This is a genomic window from Bradyrhizobium sp. LHD-71 (assembly GCF_031157255.1).
GTDB lineage: Bacteria > Pseudomonadota > Alphaproteobacteria > Rhizobiales > Xanthobacteraceae > P52-10.
Genome location: NZ_JAVIFX010000006.1, coordinates 85106 through 98810 on the forward strand (window position 1 = coordinate 85106; position 13705 = coordinate 98810).

General features: G+C 61.4%; 18 protein-coding genes. 11 read left to right on the forward strand and 7 right to left on the reverse strand.

Annotation, left to right across the window (positions count from 1 at the left end):
- Positions 1-139: 139 nt before the first annotated feature.
- Positions 140-2080: a 4-alpha-glucanotransferase gene (malQ, locus tag RCO31_RS08305; protein ID WP_308967832.1), complete on the forward strand. Its 1941-nt coding sequence runs from the start codon at positions 140-142 to the stop codon at positions 2078-2080.
- Between the two features lie 291 nt (positions 2081-2371).
- On the opposite strand, the gene RCO31_RS08310 is transcribed toward malQ, so the two are convergent.
- Both RCO31_RS08310 and RCO31_RS08315 read right to left on the reverse strand, forming a co-directional pair.
- Complete coding sequence (locus tag RCO31_RS08310) at positions 2372-2749, reverse strand: response regulator (protein ID WP_308967834.1); 378 nt, start codon at positions 2747-2749, stop codon at positions 2372-2374.
- Positions 2750-3038: 289 nt separating this feature from the next.
- Positions 3039-3425, reverse strand: a complete 387-nt coding sequence (locus tag RCO31_RS08315) for a hypothetical protein (protein WP_308967837.1) — start codon at positions 3423-3425, stop codon at positions 3039-3041.
- 239 nt (positions 3426-3664) lie between these two features.
- On the opposite strand from RCO31_RS08315, the gene RCO31_RS08320 reads away from it, so the two are divergent.
- The 5 genes from RCO31_RS08320 (at position 3665) to RCO31_RS08340 (ending at position 5596) form a co-directional block, all read left to right on the forward strand.
- Positions 3665-3988, forward strand: a complete 324-nt coding sequence (locus RCO31_RS08320; RefSeq protein ID WP_308967838.1) for a metalloregulator ArsR/SmtB family transcription factor — start codon at positions 3665-3667, stop codon at positions 3986-3988.
- A complete protein-coding gene (locus tag RCO31_RS08325) occupies positions 3985-4395 on the forward strand; it encodes an SRPBCC domain-containing protein (protein ID WP_308967839.1) in 411 nt (136 codons plus the stop codon). The genes RCO31_RS08320 and RCO31_RS08325 overlap by 4 nt, the downstream gene beginning before the upstream one ends.
- Positions 4396-4457: 62 nt before the next feature.
- Entirely contained in the window at positions 4458-4685 is a 228-nt protein-coding gene (locus RCO31_RS08330) for a hypothetical protein (protein ID WP_308967840.1), read from the forward strand.
- 4 nt (positions 4686-4689) lie between these two features.
- Positions 4690-5157, forward strand: a complete 468-nt coding sequence (locus RCO31_RS08335) for a DUF1801 domain-containing protein (protein ID WP_308967841.1) — start codon at positions 4690-4692, stop codon at positions 5155-5157.
- Positions 5158-5164: 7 nt separating this feature from the next.
- Positions 5165-5596, forward strand: coding sequence for a DUF1801 domain-containing protein (locus tag RCO31_RS08340; protein ID WP_308967842.1), 432 nt, complete (start codon positions 5165-5167; stop codon positions 5594-5596).
- A gap of 257 nt (positions 5597-5853) precedes the next feature.
- Here the strand turns inward: RCO31_RS08340 and dapA are convergent, their stop codons facing one another.
- From dapA to RCO31_RS08365, 5 genes are all read right to left on the reverse strand, one after another.
- Positions 5854-6819, reverse strand: coding sequence for a 4-hydroxy-tetrahydrodipicolinate synthase (gene dapA / locus RCO31_RS08345; RefSeq protein ID WP_308967843.1), 966 nt, complete (start codon positions 6817-6819; stop codon positions 5854-5856).
- A 13-nt stretch (positions 6820-6832) separates the two neighbouring features.
- A complete protein-coding gene (locus RCO31_RS08350) occupies positions 6833-7117 on the reverse strand; it encodes a hypothetical protein (protein WP_308967844.1) in 285 nt (94 codons plus the stop codon).
- Between the two features lie 117 nt (positions 7118-7234).
- Positions 7235-7501, reverse strand: coding sequence for a hypothetical protein (locus RCO31_RS08355; RefSeq protein WP_308967845.1), 267 nt, complete (start codon positions 7499-7501; stop codon positions 7235-7237).
- Between the two features lie 54 nt (positions 7502-7555).
- Complete coding sequence (locus RCO31_RS08360) at positions 7556-7927, reverse strand: hypothetical protein (protein ID WP_308967846.1); 372 nt, start codon at positions 7925-7927, stop codon at positions 7556-7558.
- Between the two features lie 233 nt (positions 7928-8160).
- Positions 8161-8556 carry a hypothetical protein gene (locus RCO31_RS08365; RefSeq protein WP_308967847.1) on the reverse strand — a complete coding sequence of 132 codons (396 nt, stop codon included), beginning with the start codon at positions 8554-8556 and terminating at the stop codon, positions 8161-8163.
- A 264-nt stretch (positions 8557-8820) separates the two neighbouring features.
- Between RCO31_RS08365 and RCO31_RS08370 the strand changes: the two genes are divergently transcribed.
- Genes RCO31_RS08370 through RCO31_RS08390 form a run of 5 tightly spaced genes read left to right on the forward strand, consistent with a single transcriptional unit; the run spans position 8821 to position 13536 of the window.
- Positions 8821-8970, forward strand: coding sequence for a hypothetical protein (locus RCO31_RS08370; RefSeq protein WP_308967848.1), 150 nt, complete (start codon positions 8821-8823; stop codon positions 8968-8970).
- A gap of 11 nt (positions 8971-8981) precedes the next feature.
- A complete protein-coding gene (locus tag RCO31_RS08375; RefSeq protein WP_308967849.1) occupies positions 8982-9071 on the forward strand; it encodes a K(+)-transporting ATPase subunit F in 90 nt (29 codons plus the stop codon).
- Positions 9072-9083: 12 nt separating this feature from the next.
- Positions 9084-10787, forward strand: coding sequence for a potassium-transporting ATPase subunit KdpA (gene kdpA, locus RCO31_RS08380; protein ID WP_308967850.1), 1704 nt, complete (start codon positions 9084-9086; stop codon positions 10785-10787).
- Between the two features lie 23 nt (positions 10788-10810).
- Complete coding sequence (kdpB, locus tag RCO31_RS08385; RefSeq protein ID WP_308967851.1) at positions 10811-12922, forward strand: potassium-transporting ATPase subunit KdpB; 2112 nt, start codon at positions 10811-10813, stop codon at positions 12920-12922.
- Positions 12923-12933: 11 nt separating this feature from the next.
- Positions 12934-13536 carry a K(+)-transporting ATPase subunit C gene (locus tag RCO31_RS08390; RefSeq protein WP_308967852.1) on the forward strand — a complete coding sequence of 201 codons (603 nt, stop codon included), beginning with the start codon at positions 12934-12936 and terminating at the stop codon, positions 13534-13536.
- Positions 13537-13705: the final 169 nt, after the last annotated feature.

Here is a 13705-nt window from a genome sequence, read left to right on the forward strand (position 1 = left end):
GCATAAGGCGGCAGGAAGTCAAAGGTTCCACAGGAACCGCGCGAACGTGTCGGTGTTAGTTTTCGTCTTCCACTGTCATCACATCGCCGAAGGTTGCATGCTCGCTTCGGCTGCTGTCATCGCGTGCAGGGATAAGCGTTTGGATATTTTGGCCGAAGCGCGTGAAGCCGGTGTGCTTCCTGATTATTACGATGCGCGCGGCCATCACCAGCATGTGCCGCTCGAAGCGCTCAAGCGCGTGCTTGATGCGCTGCCAAAGCCCTGCTCCGATTCGTCGGCCCAACCGATCGTCCATCGCCTTGGTTCGGGACCTATTCACGTGGCGGCGTCGAAACGTGACAGCACGACGCGATGGGTGCTGCTAGACGGCGCCCGATGTGTGAGCGAAGGGTATCTGGCTGACGATGCGGTTCGTCTGCCGGACAGCCTTGCAATCGGTGCCTACCGATTGGACTTGCTCGATGAAGATCGCTCGATCCACTCATCGCGACAGGTTCTTGTGGTGCCCCCGGCGGCATTTCAGGGTGATTTCGATCGCGTATGGGTGCTGGCCGTGCAGCTCTATGCTCTTCGTTCGGATCGGAACTGGGGTATCGGCGATTTCACCGATCTCAAGCACCTCATCAGCATCGCTTCTGAGCTAGGCTGCGCAGGCATCGGCCTGAACCCGCTGCACGCGCTGTTTGATGATCAACCTGCGAGTTGCAGTCCTTACGCGCCGAACAGCCGCCTGTTTCTCAATCCGATCTACATCGATGTCGAGGCGGTCACGGCAAGCTCCAGCCTGGATGCGGACCTCCGCGAGGCTATCGCACGCGAGAAGCAGCAGCCTCTCATCGACTATCCGGCTGTGTCGCGCTGGAAGCTGCAGGCGTTGCGGCACGCATTCGAGGCCTTCAAGGTGAAGCTGATGCCTGACGACGCGGCGCAGTTCGCCCGGTTTCGGCAGGAGAGGGGCATTCTGTTGCAACGCTTCGCCTGCTTTGAGACGTTGCGAAAGCAATTCCAGCGGCCCTGGTGGGAATGGCCTGAAGAGTTCCGAAAGCCGACCGATGATTGTCTCCGCAAATTCGAGGCTCAATCGGGGAGCGACACGGAATTCGTGATGTATCTGCAATGGATTGCGCATACGCAACTGCAGGCATGCACCGACTTTGCGAAGCTGAAAGGGCTCAAGGTCGGGCTCTATCTTGACGTCGCGGTCGGCGTTCGCGCCGACGGCTTCGATGCGTGGCTGGAGCAGGAAGCGATTTCGCGCGAACTGTCGGTAGGCGCGCCGCCTGACTTGCTTAACGTCGCCGGGCAGGACTGGGGTTTGTCCGGTTTCAACGGCATCGGCCTTACCGCGCGCGGCTTCGAACCGTTTCGCGCAATGATCGAAGCATCGGCTCGGTATGCCGGTGCGATCCGCCTCGACCACGTGATGGGACTTGCGCGGTTGTTTCTCGTGCCTTCGGGATTCTCGCCTCGGGAAGGGGCGTATGTCACGATGCCGCTTGAAGCGCTGCTCGGCGCGACCGCCCTGGAGAGCCAGTTGTGGCGCTGCATTGTCATCGGCGAGGATCTCGGCACCGTACCGGAGGGCTTCCGCGACAGGCTGAAGGAATGGGGCGTGTGGTCCTATCAGGTCATGCTGTTTGAGCGTGAATATGATGGCCGCTTCAAGTCCCCCGGCCAGTTCTCATCCAGCGCACTCGTAACATTCAACACGCACGATCTGCCGTCCTATGCGGGATGGCGCTCCGGCCATGATCTTCGTGTCAAGACCAGCATCGGCATTGATCCCGGCGAAAGCGCTGAGGAGCGGAGTCACGCGATCTCCGCGCTCGATCGAACGCTCGCAGAAAACGGGATTCAGGATTCAGATTTTGCAGCGGTCATCAAGTTCTTATCGTGGACACCATCGCGGATACTCGCGGTGTCGCTCGACGATATCGTCGGGCTGATCGAGCAGATCAACGTGCCGGGCACCGTTGACGAGCATCCCAACTGGCGGCGTCGTCTTCCGATTTCGCTTGAGGATCTTTCTGCGCGCTACCGGGCGGTGAACATGAAAGCCGCGCTGGAGTCGCGGCTCTGACATTGTACCCCGGTATCCCGCGCCGCGATCTCTCCTGCCGACAGGTCTATGAGTGAGGTGCCGATCTGCCGTTCGTACGGCGGCGATCGGGACCGAGCGTCAAATCCGGCGCATTGGCGCCGCTAGTGTCCCGAATCCGAAGTTCGCCATACTTCGCGGCACGCTCAGAGCGAACTTCGGATTCGATAAGGACACTAGCAAAGTCATAATTCTAGTGTCGTTCATGGTTCAGAAATTCGCTCCTCGGATTCGCGGCAAATGATGGAGCGAACTTCTGAACCACGACACTGGCTAGCGCTCGACTTTCAATGCGGCCAGCGCCGCCTTCAGTTGCTCGGTAGCGTAAGGCTTGGCCAGGAAAGTGATGCTGCTATCGTTTTTGAAGCGCTTATGCAGCGCTGTTTCGCCGTGGCCGCTGGCGATGACGATCGGCATCGATGGACGGATCGCTCGCACTTCTCCGATCAAGACGTCGCCCTTCCGGTCAGGGAGCCCGATGTCAACGATCGCTGCCTCGAAATCATCACCGAGCCTGATCTTGTTCATCGCCTCCGTGGCCGAGGCGGCGGTTTCGACCTGGAAGCCGAGCGACTCCAGTTGCTCCGCCGCCAGCATCTGGATCAGTACTTCATCTTCGACCAGAAGAATCCTTCCGGATCGTGCAGGCATGTCGACGACACTCCATTTTCGATATCGCGCCTTGATATCCGGCCGTCACCGCGGCACCAGAAGCGCTCTTGTGCTCAAGTAAATGACCGGATCCGCAGTGCTGGCGCCAGGATAACATTATGTGGGGGGAGCGTGACCATCGGCGCTTTGCGATCGGCCGCCCCGCGTCCCGAATTGGCGTCACGTTGATGGCATCGGAAGATCGATATGGTGAACAGAAGCTGAATCCGCATTGAGCTGCAGAGCCGTGGTGACATCCGCGGCACGCAATCAGCGCTTCGCCGACCGATCAGCAGCCCCGGCAAATATTCTGGATGCGTCGGTCGACTTCGCGCTCGCCTGCTTCGATGAGCGCTTCTTCCTTCCGCTCGTCCTTGGTCGGGCGTGCGGATCGTCCAACTGTGGCGCTACCCGGGCCGCCGCTGCTGCTGGTGATCCCCGGTCCCAGATTACTGGGCGGCGGCGTTGTGGAGCGAAGAATACCGCCCGTATTGGGCGCCACGCCGGTGGTCGTGCCCGGCACAGCGCCAAGGGGAGTGGCTACACCAGGCACGGCGCCGATAGCGCTGGCAGCAACGCCGCTCGGTCCGCTCGGAGCCAATTGAGCCATGGTGACGGTCGCTTGGGCCAGCAGAAGCGCGACCACGATGGCGGGCAGGTTTGCTATGGGTTTCATCACAAAAATCCCATTCTTTTGCGTCCCAGAACCTAAGTATGGGCGGAACCAAAAGTTCCCACTCGATCGATGTGGCCATTCGCTAACCGGCCCTCGCATTTCGTCGGCTCAGGCTTCCTCATTCGCCGATGGCTTTGGCCCTGACCATCATAAGGCCCGAAGGCTGTTCTCCACTTGACTCATCCATAGCCGGATGGCTATGCGTTGATCGATAGCCAGCGAGGTATAGATCCCAGAAGATGTCGAAGGCTCAGGATACTCTCTTCAAAACGCTTGCCGATCCGACGCGGCGGACGTTGTTCGAACGACTGTGCCGCGAAGGAGAGAAGACGGTCGGGGCCCTGACGGAGCGCGCCGGCGTCTCGCAACCGGTCGTCTCAAAGCATCTCGGGGTCCTGAAGCACGCCGGACTGGTGCGTGACCGGCATGAGGGGCGCCATGCATATTACAGCGCGCACCCTGGCGCCTTGGCTCCGCTGATCGACTGGACAAGCCAAATGACCGGCTTCTGGCAGAGCCGGTTCGACGATCTCGAAGACTTGCTGAAAAGGATGGATCAATGAGCAATCCCGCGACCGAAGTGCGCTCCGTTGTTGTCGAACGTGAGATGCCTTATCCGCCGGAAAAGATCTGGCGCGCGCTCACCCAATCACACCTGATCGAGGAGTGGCTGATGAAGAACGATTTCAAGCCCGACGAAGGGCACCGCTTCAATTTCAGTGCCGACTGGGGCGGCGTCGAAGGTCGGGTCGAGACGGTCGATCCGAACCGAACGCTGGCCTACACGTGGGACACCAAGGATCTCAGGAGCGTTATCACGTGGACGCTCACACCGACGGGCACGGGGACTCTTCTACGCATGGAGCAGTCGGGCTTCCGTGCGGACCAGGAGCCATACTACCGGGGCGCCCAGGCCGGATGGCAACGCTTCTTCGGGGCCCTGGAGCAAGTCTTGAAGCGCACCGACTGAGGTCTTCATCATTCAACGTCAGGCGGGTCGCGATCGGCTCGTCTTCAGGGAAGGAGGTTCAATTGAACTGGAACGCTTGGGTTCGCCAGATCCATCGCTGGCTCTCGATCATCTTTACGGTGACCGTCATCGCCAACTTCGTAGCCCTGGGACTGGGCGAGCCTCCCGCCTGGGTGGTTTATTCGCCACTGCTTCCGCTCTTCCTGCTGTTGTTCAGCGGCCTGTACATGTTCGTGCTACCGTACGCCACCAGGTGGCGCGGTGCGGGACGCGCCGTTGGGCAGGAGTGAATAGATGGCCGCCAAGGCGTCCAAGAAGTCTGCCACCGCCAAGAAAAAGCCTGCGCCGCGCAACGACGCCGGCGAGGTCGTGCTGCTCTCGGGCGGCAACCCTCAAATCGCCAAGGGCTACGGCGACGCACCCGTGCAGGCCTATATCGCAGCCATGCCGGGCTGGAAAAGCGATGTCGGGCGGCGGCTCGATATGCTTATCGGACGCACGGTCCCCGGCGTGCGCAAGGCCGTCAAATGGAATTCGCCCTTCTATGGCATCGAGGACGACGTCTGGTTCCTCAGCTTTCACTGCTTCACGAAATACGTGAAAGTGACTTTCTTTCGCGGAGCGTCGCTCGACCCTCGTCCTCCCGGCGAGTCCAAGCACAAGGACGTGCGCTACGTCGACATCTACGAGGGCAAGCTCGATGAAACGCAGTTTGCCGACTGGGTGAAGCAGGCCAGCCGTCTGCCCGGCGAACGGTTGTGAGGAGCCGATGAAGAAAGCGACGACCGTCAGAAAGAGCGACTCCCCAGCAGGTGGGGGAGACTCTCCTTCTCGGCTGATAGACGCGAGAATCAACGAGCTCGGCGATTGGCGCGGCGAGACGCTCGCTCGGATCCGAACTCTCATCAAGCAGGCCGATCCTGACGTGGTCGAGGAGTGGAAGTGGAGAGGCGTTCCGGTGTGGTCACACGCCGGGATAATCTGCACCGGTGAGACGTACAAGAGTGCTGTGAAGATGACCTTCGCCAAGGGCGCGTCGCTGGAGGATCCCGCAGGCCTCTTCAACTCCAGCCTCGAGGGCAACACCAGGCGCGCCATCGATCTCCATGAGGGCGACAAGATTGATGAAAAGGCATTGAAGGCGCTCATTCGAGACGCGGTGGCACTGAACACGTCCCAGAAGAGACCGAAGCGCGCCTGACTAGTAGTGCACGATGAAATCAGGTTTGTAAGGTCGACGACACAAATTCGGCGTCATCCCCATAGCCGTTCGAGGAACGGCGTCGCTTCGCTCGCCTATGGAAAGCGGGGATCCAGTATCCCAGAGCGTCAGAGTTCAGATCGCCAACGCTGCGGAGTACTGGATGCCCACCCTCGGAGTTAAGGACTTCGAGGTGCTCGACGCGCCGATCGTGCAATCGACGATCCCGCGCGTGGGGCGGTGAGGCGAGGACGGCATCAGGCGGTCAGCCTGCGGCTATCTGCGACACTGAAACGAGCGGCGACCTCGCCGATCAGCTGGCGGTTTACTGAAACCTGTTGGATGACGGCGACGAGTTCATCCCGGCCTTGCTCACTTAGCTGCACCAAGGGCAGCCGCACGGCGGCGGACATCAGTCCGAGCAGGCTCAGGGCCTGCTTCAACGGGATGGGGCTGGTTTTACGGAAAAGCGCAGCGGTCAGAATCGAAAGCGGGATCGAGAGCCGATGCGCTTCGGCCAGATCGCCCCGTACCAGCGCGAGGTACATGTCCCGGCACAGTTGCGGGGCGACATTGGAGGTCACCGAAATGCAGCCGTCGCCACCCTGTGCAAGGAACGCCGGCGCCGTTGCGTCGTCCCCGGAGAGCAATCGAAAATCCGATCCGACAAGGCGCCTCAGCCGTAGCGGGCGGGACACGTCGCCGGTTGCGTCCTTCAGACCGGCGAAGCGCGGATTCTCCGCGAGCCTGGCAACGGTGTCGTCAGCAAGCGCGGACACGGTTCGCGACGGTACGTCATAAAGGATGATCGGCAGATCGGTAGCCTTCGCGATCGCGAGAAAATGCGCGTGAATTCCCGCTTGTGGTGGCTTGTTGTAGTACGGGACGACCGACAGCAACGCGTCGGCTCCCGCAGCCGTGGCCATCCGTGAAAGCTCGATCGCGTGCGCAGTCGAGTTCGACCCGGCGCCTGCAACGACCGGCACGCGGCGGGATGCGATCCGGCGGGCGGCCAAGATCAACTGGCGTTGCTCGTCGATGCCGAGGGTCGGCGCTTCACCGGTCGTTCCTAAGACGACCAGTGCTGTGGCGCCGGCCTCGATCTGCAGGTCGCAGAAGCGCGCGAACGCCGCAAAGTCGACCGTGTCGCCCGTGGTGAAGGGCGTTGGGACCGCCGGCATGTATCCCGACAGCTCGCGAATTGACGACGTGGTTGATGCCATGTGCGACCGGCGCTCACGCTGCTTTTGGGAGCTGCGCTCCGGCTGACTCATGGCGGAGCGGCGTAGAGCTGAAGTCCAGCTCGACAATGCCGGCCAGCGAGACAATTGCTTCGTGCCGATTGCCGTTTTCGCCGAGTGCGAACTTCCGCGCCGCGGCCTCGTTGATGAACATGCCGCCGCGAAGATGGTCGGCATCCTGGACGATCCAACGGCCGTGGCGATCGCGGCCGAGATAGAAGATCGCCGACCTGTTCTCGAAACTTCCAGGGGAAGGGTCTTCCTTGTGCATGTTGCTCATCCAATTCTCCGCAGGTCTCGACCTGAGTTGATGCACGCAAGGTGATCCCGCCGACGTTTGAAATCGAGATAAGGAGAATCGGATCTTCATAGCCGCCGCATAGCCGCACAATCATCATCATGTGAACTTGAGCGCGAGCGATGCGAGACAGCCGTAGGCCATCGCCTCGTCCCAGTTGGTCAGCGAGCGACCGAGCATCCGTTCGCGCCGGACCGTGCCCCAGAAGAAGCATAAGAGGATGGACAGCGTCAGCAGGACAGCGACGGCGTACGCATAGCTCGTTCGGGCAAGGGTGCCACAAAGCAGAATCATGCCGAGGCGAAGCATGAACCTGACAAGAACCCTGGCGGAGCCCAGTTGATCCGGGCTTGGCAGCGGTTGCATGGCGATACCCAGCGCCCCGCCTTCAGCCTGACGTCGTCGTCGACGATCGGACTGTCACGAAAAATTCTCACAGCAGATTCGATGACGGTCGATCGGCGCGCGCCACGAGGACGTCACTGCGGTGCGCGCTGCGGCGGGCGCCACGCGTTTTACTTGCACGAGAGCCGCAAGTATGGCCAGCGCCACCGTCTCATGGCTTGTCTCGACGGCATCGTCGAGTTCAGCGGGAAGATTTGGCGAGCGCGAAAGCGAACAGAACCATAGCGCTTCATCACGGATGATGCGGCGGACCGACCAGCCCGGCAGCTCGAGCGCGACGAGCTCCAGCGCAGCATCGAGGAAGGCTCCGGACCTGCACCACTCTTCGAGCTTGCGGGTCTTGCCTGCGACCCGCAGCGCTGGGAGGCGGGTACACGCAGTTGTCATGATATCGTCGATCAGTTCGCAATTCGGCTTGGAAGCGCGACCGAGGCGACTTGCCAGGCGCTCCAGCGAATCGTCAGTTCTTGGAACAAGCAGCATGGGCGAATACTCAGTGAGCGGCCTCAATCGACCGCAGCGGTGAAGGTGGCGCGGCGAGCATAAAGATGCGAGCTGTGAGCGGCCGTTACGTTATAGTCGCGTCATAAGTGCGCGCCGGTTCGGCATCGGGCCGTCTCCTATCGTTTCGGCAATCCCCTCCAGAGATCTTGCCGGTCCCGCCACGCCGCTCGTGGTTTGCGCCTTGTCGAGGTGGCGCAGTCCTGCAGACCGACAGCCGCGGAGAACGCGTCCTTCAGCCGCGTGTCGTCGATGCGTGCTGTGAAGGTGCGCAGCATCGATCTTGCGCGCTCGTCGGGGAGCTGGGCAACTGCCTGGCAAATCTCGGCGGTGGTTCGCGTGAAGAAGGCGAACGCGGATCGGCCCGATGCACGCATCGCATCCAGCTCCCTTGCCTGACTTGCAGCAACGTCCCGGTCCAGGACATCGCGCGTGATCGCAAAGCGCAGCAGGAGCAGCTGCCATTCCCTAATACGCTGCTGGTGCCGATCGTCCCGGCCTGGATGCTCGCCCATCCGCTCGATTTGCGTGGGGGCGCCGTAGGAAAGCCAGCGTGGTCAGCGGGCCATGGCATAGGAATTCCATAGGGGGACGGCGCGATCTGAGGGAGGCCGCTGTCCGATTTGTTCGCGCGTGCGAGGCTTGATGTATGAAACGTGACCTGCCGAGCGGCATCTTTATGAGATTCCTATAACGTTTCGCGTCGATCGATCTCGAAAATATACGCCGCGAGGTGCCACGTAGGATCGAACGGAACAAGGTTCCATCGACCCGCGTTGGTGGCCTTGGTCTGGCATGCCGTTTGGCCGGCCTCGCCGGCCGGCATTCATGACAGGAGCGTTCCCATGATGGACGTGATCGTGCTGGCGGTCGGGCTTGTCTTCTTCGCCGCGACCATCGCCTACGCCTATGCGTGCGAGCGCCTTTGAAGGAAACCGCCATGGGCTTCGATTATGCGCTCGCGGCCATCGTCACCGTTGGCCTGCTCGTCTACCTCACATACGCCTTGTTGCGGCCTGAACGCTTCTAAAGGGCAATCCTCATGACTGTCATAGGTTGGGTGCAAATCGCGCTGTACTGCGCAATTCTCGTCGCGCTTGCAAAGCCGCTCGGCTGGTTCATCACTCGCGTTTTCAATGGCGAGCGGACTTTTCTCACCCCCGTTTTGCGCCCGGTCGAGACCTCGCTCTATCGGCTGGCCGGCATCGACGAAACACGCGAGCAGCACTGGTTGACCTATGCGACCGCGATGCTCGTGTTCCATGTCGCGGGCTTCCTCTTCCTCTACGCACTGATGCGACTGCAGGCCGCGCTCCCCCTCAATCCGATGGAGATGTCAGCGGTCGCGCCGGATCTCTCGTTCAATACAGCCGTCAGCTTCATCACCAACACGAACTGGCAGAACTACGGCGGAGAAAGCACGATGTCCTATCTCGTGCAGATGCTCGGCCTCACGCACCAGAACTTCCTGTCTGCGGCCACCGGCATCGTGTTGGCGGTCGCGCTGATCCGCGGCTTTGCCCGCGCGTCCGCGCAGACGGTCGGAAATTTCTGGGTCGACCTCACACGTTGCACCCTCTACATCCTGCTGCCGATCTGCATCATCTACGCGCTTTTCCTCGTGTCGCAGGGCATGCCGCAGACGCTTGGTCCCTCGGTTGAAGCCACCACGCTTGAGGGCGCGAAACAGACGATCGCGGTCGGTCCGGTGGCCTCGCAGGTCGCCATCAAGATGCTCGGCACCAATGGTGGCGGCTTCTTCAATGCGAATGCAGCGCATCCGTTCGAGAATCCGACGGCTCTGTCGAATTTCATGCAGATCATATCGATCTTCGCGATCGGCGCCGCGATGACCAACGTGTTCGGCCGAATGGTCGGTGATCAACGGCAGGGATGGGCGATACTGGCGGTAATGGGCGTCCTGTTCGTCGCCGGTGTGGCGGTGACCTACTGGGCGGAAGCGCGCGGCAACGATGCCTTCACGGCGCTCGGCCTTGCGGGCGGCAATATGGAGGGCAAGGAGGTTCGCTTCGGCATCGTCGCCTCTGCGCTTTTCGCCGTCGTGACGACTGCGGCGTCGTGCGGCGCGGTGAACGCCATGCATGACTCTTTTACGGCGCTCGGCGGTATGATTCCGATGATCAACATGCAGCTCGGCGAAATCATCGTCGGCGGCGTCGGTGCGGGTCTCTACGGCATGCTGCTGTTCGTGGTGCTGGCCATGTTCGTGGCTGGTCTGATGGTCGGCCGCACGCCGGAATACATCGGCAAGAAGATCGAGGCCCGCGAGGTGAAGCTCGCCATGCTGGCGATCCTGGTGCTGCCGCTGATGATTCTCGGCTGGACCGCCGTCGCGGTCGTCTACCCGACCGCGACCGCTTCCATGGCCAATGCCGGCCCGCACGGCTTCTCCGAGGTGCTTTATGCCTTCACTTCGCAGACTGCAAATAACGGGTCTGCGTTCGGAGGCCTCACCGGAAACATCCTGTTCTACAACCTGACGGGCGCAATTTCGATGCTGGTCGGCAGGTTCTGGATGATCGTGCCCGCGATGGCGATCGCAGGCTCTCTTGCCGCGAAGAAGTCGGTGCCGGCTTCGGCAGGGACATTCCCGACCGACGGTGGTCTGTTCATCGGTCTCGTCGTCGGCGTGATCCTGATCATCGGCGGACTCACATTCTTTCCCGCACTCGCACTGGGGCCGATCGTCGAGCACTTCGCGATGACGTCAGGCACCCTGTACTGATTTGACGACTGGAGCTGTCACCCATGGACGCCCTGCAAAATCGCAAGCGCACGCCGGTATCCACGCTGCTCGATCCGAAGATCGTCTTGCCTGCCATCGGCGCGTCGTTCGTCAAGCTCGATCCGCGGAACATGATGAAGAACCCTGTCATGTTCGTTCTCGAGGTCGTGACGGTACTGACGACGGTCATCCTCGTTCGCGACATCGTCGCTGGCAGCGATCAGATCGCGTTCGAAATCCAGATCGTGCTCTGGCTGTGGTTTACCATTCTGTTTGCAAACTTCGCCGAGGCGATCGCCGAGGGGCGCGGCAAGGCGCAGGCGGAATCGCTGCGCAAGACGCGGACCGAAACGAAAGCCAAGCTGATCGGCTCGGGCGCTGATCCGTACAAGCTCGTTCCGAGCACCAGCCTGAAGGTCGGCGACGTGGTGCTGGTCGAGGCGGGCGATACCATTCCGTCGGATGGAGAGGTGATCGAAGGGGTGGCGTCCGTCAACGAGGCCGCCATCACCGGCGAATCCGCGCCCGTCATTCGCGAGTCCGGCGGCGATCGATCGGCGGTCACCGGCGGAACGCAGGTCCTTTCGGACTGGATCCGGGTCCGCATCACCGCCGCGCCAGGATCGACCTTCCTCGACCGTATGATCGGGCTTGTCGAAGGCGCGGAGCGGCAGAAAACGCCGAACGAGATCGCCCTGAACATCCTGCTGGTCGGGCTTACGATCATCTTCGTGTTCGCCACCGTGACGATCCCGAGCTACGTCGTCTATGCGGGCGGCGCCGTCTCGGTCGTCATCCTCGTGGCACTGTTTGTCACGCTGATCCCGACGACGATCGGCGCGCTCCTGTCGGCGATCGGCATCGCCGGCATGGATCGGCTGGTCCGCTTCAATGTTCTGGCGATGTCCGGCCGCGCGGTTGAGGCGGCAGGCGACGTCGACACGCTGCTGCTCGACAAGACCGGGACGATCACGCTTGGCAACCGTCAGGCGACGGAGTTCACGCCCTTGCGCGGGGTGACGGAGCAGGAGCTCGCCGACGCGGCGCAGCTTGCATCGCTTGCGGACGAAACCCCTGAAGGCCGCTCAATCGTCGTGCTCGCGAAGGAGAAGTACGGAATTCGTGGACGCGAGCTTGCCGACGTCAACGCAAAGTTCGTGCCGTTCACGGCGCAAAGCCGGATGAGCGGTGTCGAGATCGGGCAGAGCTGGATCCGCAAAGGCGCGGTCGACGCGGTTCTCGGTTCGCTCGGCGGGGCGCCGACGGCGGTCGGCCAGTCGGGAGCCTTGCGAGCAGTGCAGCCCGGCGCGATCAGTGAAACGACCCGCGAAGTCCGGGCGATTGCCGAGGCGGTCGCAAAGGCAGGCGGCACGCCGCTGGCGGTTGCCAGGGATGGAAGGCTGCTGGGCGTCATCCATCTGAAAGACGTCGTCAAGGGCGGCATCCGTGAGCGCTTCGCCGAACTGCGCCGGATGGGTATCAGGACCATCATGATCACCGGCGACAATCCGATGACCGCCGCAGCGATTGCTGCGGAAGCAGGCGTCGACGATTTTCTGGCGCAGGCGACACCTGAAGACAAGCTGAAGCTCATTCGCGACGAGCAGGCGAAGGGCAAGCTGGTCGCCATGTGCGGCGACGGCACCAATGATGCGCCAGCGCTGGCACAGGCCGACGTCGGCGTGGCGATGAACACCGGCACGCAAGCTGCACGTGAAGCCGGTAACATGGTCGATCTGGATTCCAATCCGACCAAGCTCATCGAGATCGTGGAGATCGGCAAGCAGCTGCTGATGACGCGTGGCTCGCTCACGACGTTTTCGATCGCCAACGATGTCGCGAAATACTTCGCCATCATCCCTGCAATGTTCGTGGCATTCTATCCGCAGTTGCAGGTCTTGAACATCATGCATCTCGCGACGCCGCAGAGCGCCATTCTTTCGGCGATCATCTTTAATGCCCTCGTCATCATCGCACTGATTCCGCTCGCGCTGAAAGGCGTTCGCTACCGTCCGATCGGCGCGGCTGCTTTGCTGCGAAGGAACGTGCTGATTTACGGGCTCGGTGGAATCATCGTGCCGTTCATCGGCATCAAGGCTATCGATCTCCTGATCACCGCATTGCATCTCGCCTGAGGAGGTTCACCATGTTGAGACAAATCCGCCCGGCGCTGGTCCTGTTTGTCGCGCTGACGGTGATCACCGGACTGCTCTATCCCCTGGCGATCACCGGCATCGCGGGCGTGATCTTCCCGCGTCAGGCGCAAGGAAGCCTGATCGAACGGGACGGCAAGGTCATCGGTTCTGAGCTGATCGGTCAGGCGTTTACCGAGGACAAGTACTTCCACGGACGACCGTCGGCAACGACCGGTCCGGACCCGCAGGATTCGACCAAGACGACGGCGGCGCCCTACAATGCTTCGAACTCGATGGGCTCGAATCTGGGACCGACCAACAAGAGCTTGATCGAACGGGTCAAAGGCGACGTCGAAAAGGCACAGGCGGAGAATTCCGCCGCGCCCGTACCAGTCGACCTCGTGACGACGTCGGGCAGCGGTCTCGACCCGCATATCTCACCAGAAAGTGCGATGTTCCAGGTGCCGCGCGTCGCCAAGGCGCGTAACATTCCCGAAGAGCGCCTCCGCGTGCTTGTCCAAGAGCATATGGAGAGCCGCCTGGCGGGCATACTGGGCGAGCCGCGGGTTAATGTGCTGGCGCTCAATCTTGCACTGGATCAGGGAGCGCGCTAGTGCGCTGGATTTGACGTTCGTACCATCCTTGCCGCGGCTCCTGTGTACGAACGTCAAAATCCAAAAACGCACTAACTTTACAAAGTGGCTGCTCTTGGTTCTAACGTTCGCAGACGAGATTGCCGCAAAGTGATGCGAACGTTAGAACCGGGACACTAGTCGCTCCCAC

Coding starts and splice junctions, on each gene's coding strand:
- RCO31_RS08310 (WP_308967834.1), bottom strand. CDS start 2,749: ATGCCTGCACGATCCGGAAGGATTCTTCTGGTCGAAGATGAAGTACTG.
- RCO31_RS08315 (WP_308967837.1), bottom strand. CDS start 3,425: ATGAAACCCATAGCAAACCTGCCCGCCATCGTGGTCGCGCTTCTGCTG.
- RCO31_RS08320 (WP_308967838.1), top strand. CDS start 3,665: ATGTCGAAGGCTCAGGATACTCTCTTCAAAACGCTTGCCGATCCGACG.
- RCO31_RS08325 (WP_308967839.1), top strand. CDS start 3,985: ATGAGCAATCCCGCGACCGAAGTGCGCTCCGTTGTTGTCGAACGTGAG.
- RCO31_RS08335 (WP_308967841.1), top strand. CDS start 4,690: ATGGCCGCCAAGGCGTCCAAGAAGTCTGCCACCGCCAAGAAAAAGCCT.
- RCO31_RS08340 (WP_308967842.1), top strand. CDS start 5,165: ATGAAGAAAGCGACGACCGTCAGAAAGAGCGACTCCCCAGCAGGTGGG.
- dapA (WP_308967843.1), bottom strand. CDS start 6,819: ATGGCATCAACCACGTCGTCAATTCGCGAGCTGTCGGGATACATGCCG.
- RCO31_RS08350 (WP_308967844.1), bottom strand. CDS start 7,117: ATGAGCAACATGCACAAGGAAGACCCTTCCCCTGGAAGTTTCGAGAAC.
- RCO31_RS08355 (WP_308967845.1), bottom strand. CDS start 7,501: ATGCAACCGCTGCCAAGCCCGGATCAACTGGGCTCCGCCAGGGTTCTT.
- RCO31_RS08360 (WP_308967846.1), bottom strand. CDS start 7,927: ATGACAACTGCGTGTACCCGCCTCCCAGCGCTGCGGGTCGCAGGCAAG.
- RCO31_RS08365 (WP_308967847.1), bottom strand. CDS start 8,556: ATGGGCGAGCATCCAGGCCGGGACGATCGGCACCAGCAGCGTATTAGG.
- RCO31_RS08375 (WP_308967849.1), top strand. CDS start 8,982: ATGGGCTTCGATTATGCGCTCGCGGCCATCGTCACCGTTGGCCTGCTC.
- kdpA (WP_308967850.1), top strand. CDS start 9,084: ATGACTGTCATAGGTTGGGTGCAAATCGCGCTGTACTGCGCAATTCTC.
- kdpB (WP_308967851.1), top strand. CDS start 10,811: ATGGACGCCCTGCAAAATCGCAAGCGCACGCCGGTATCCACGCTGCTC.
- RCO31_RS08390 (WP_308967852.1), top strand. CDS start 12,934: ATGTTGAGACAAATCCGCCCGGCGCTGGTCCTGTTTGTCGCGCTGACG.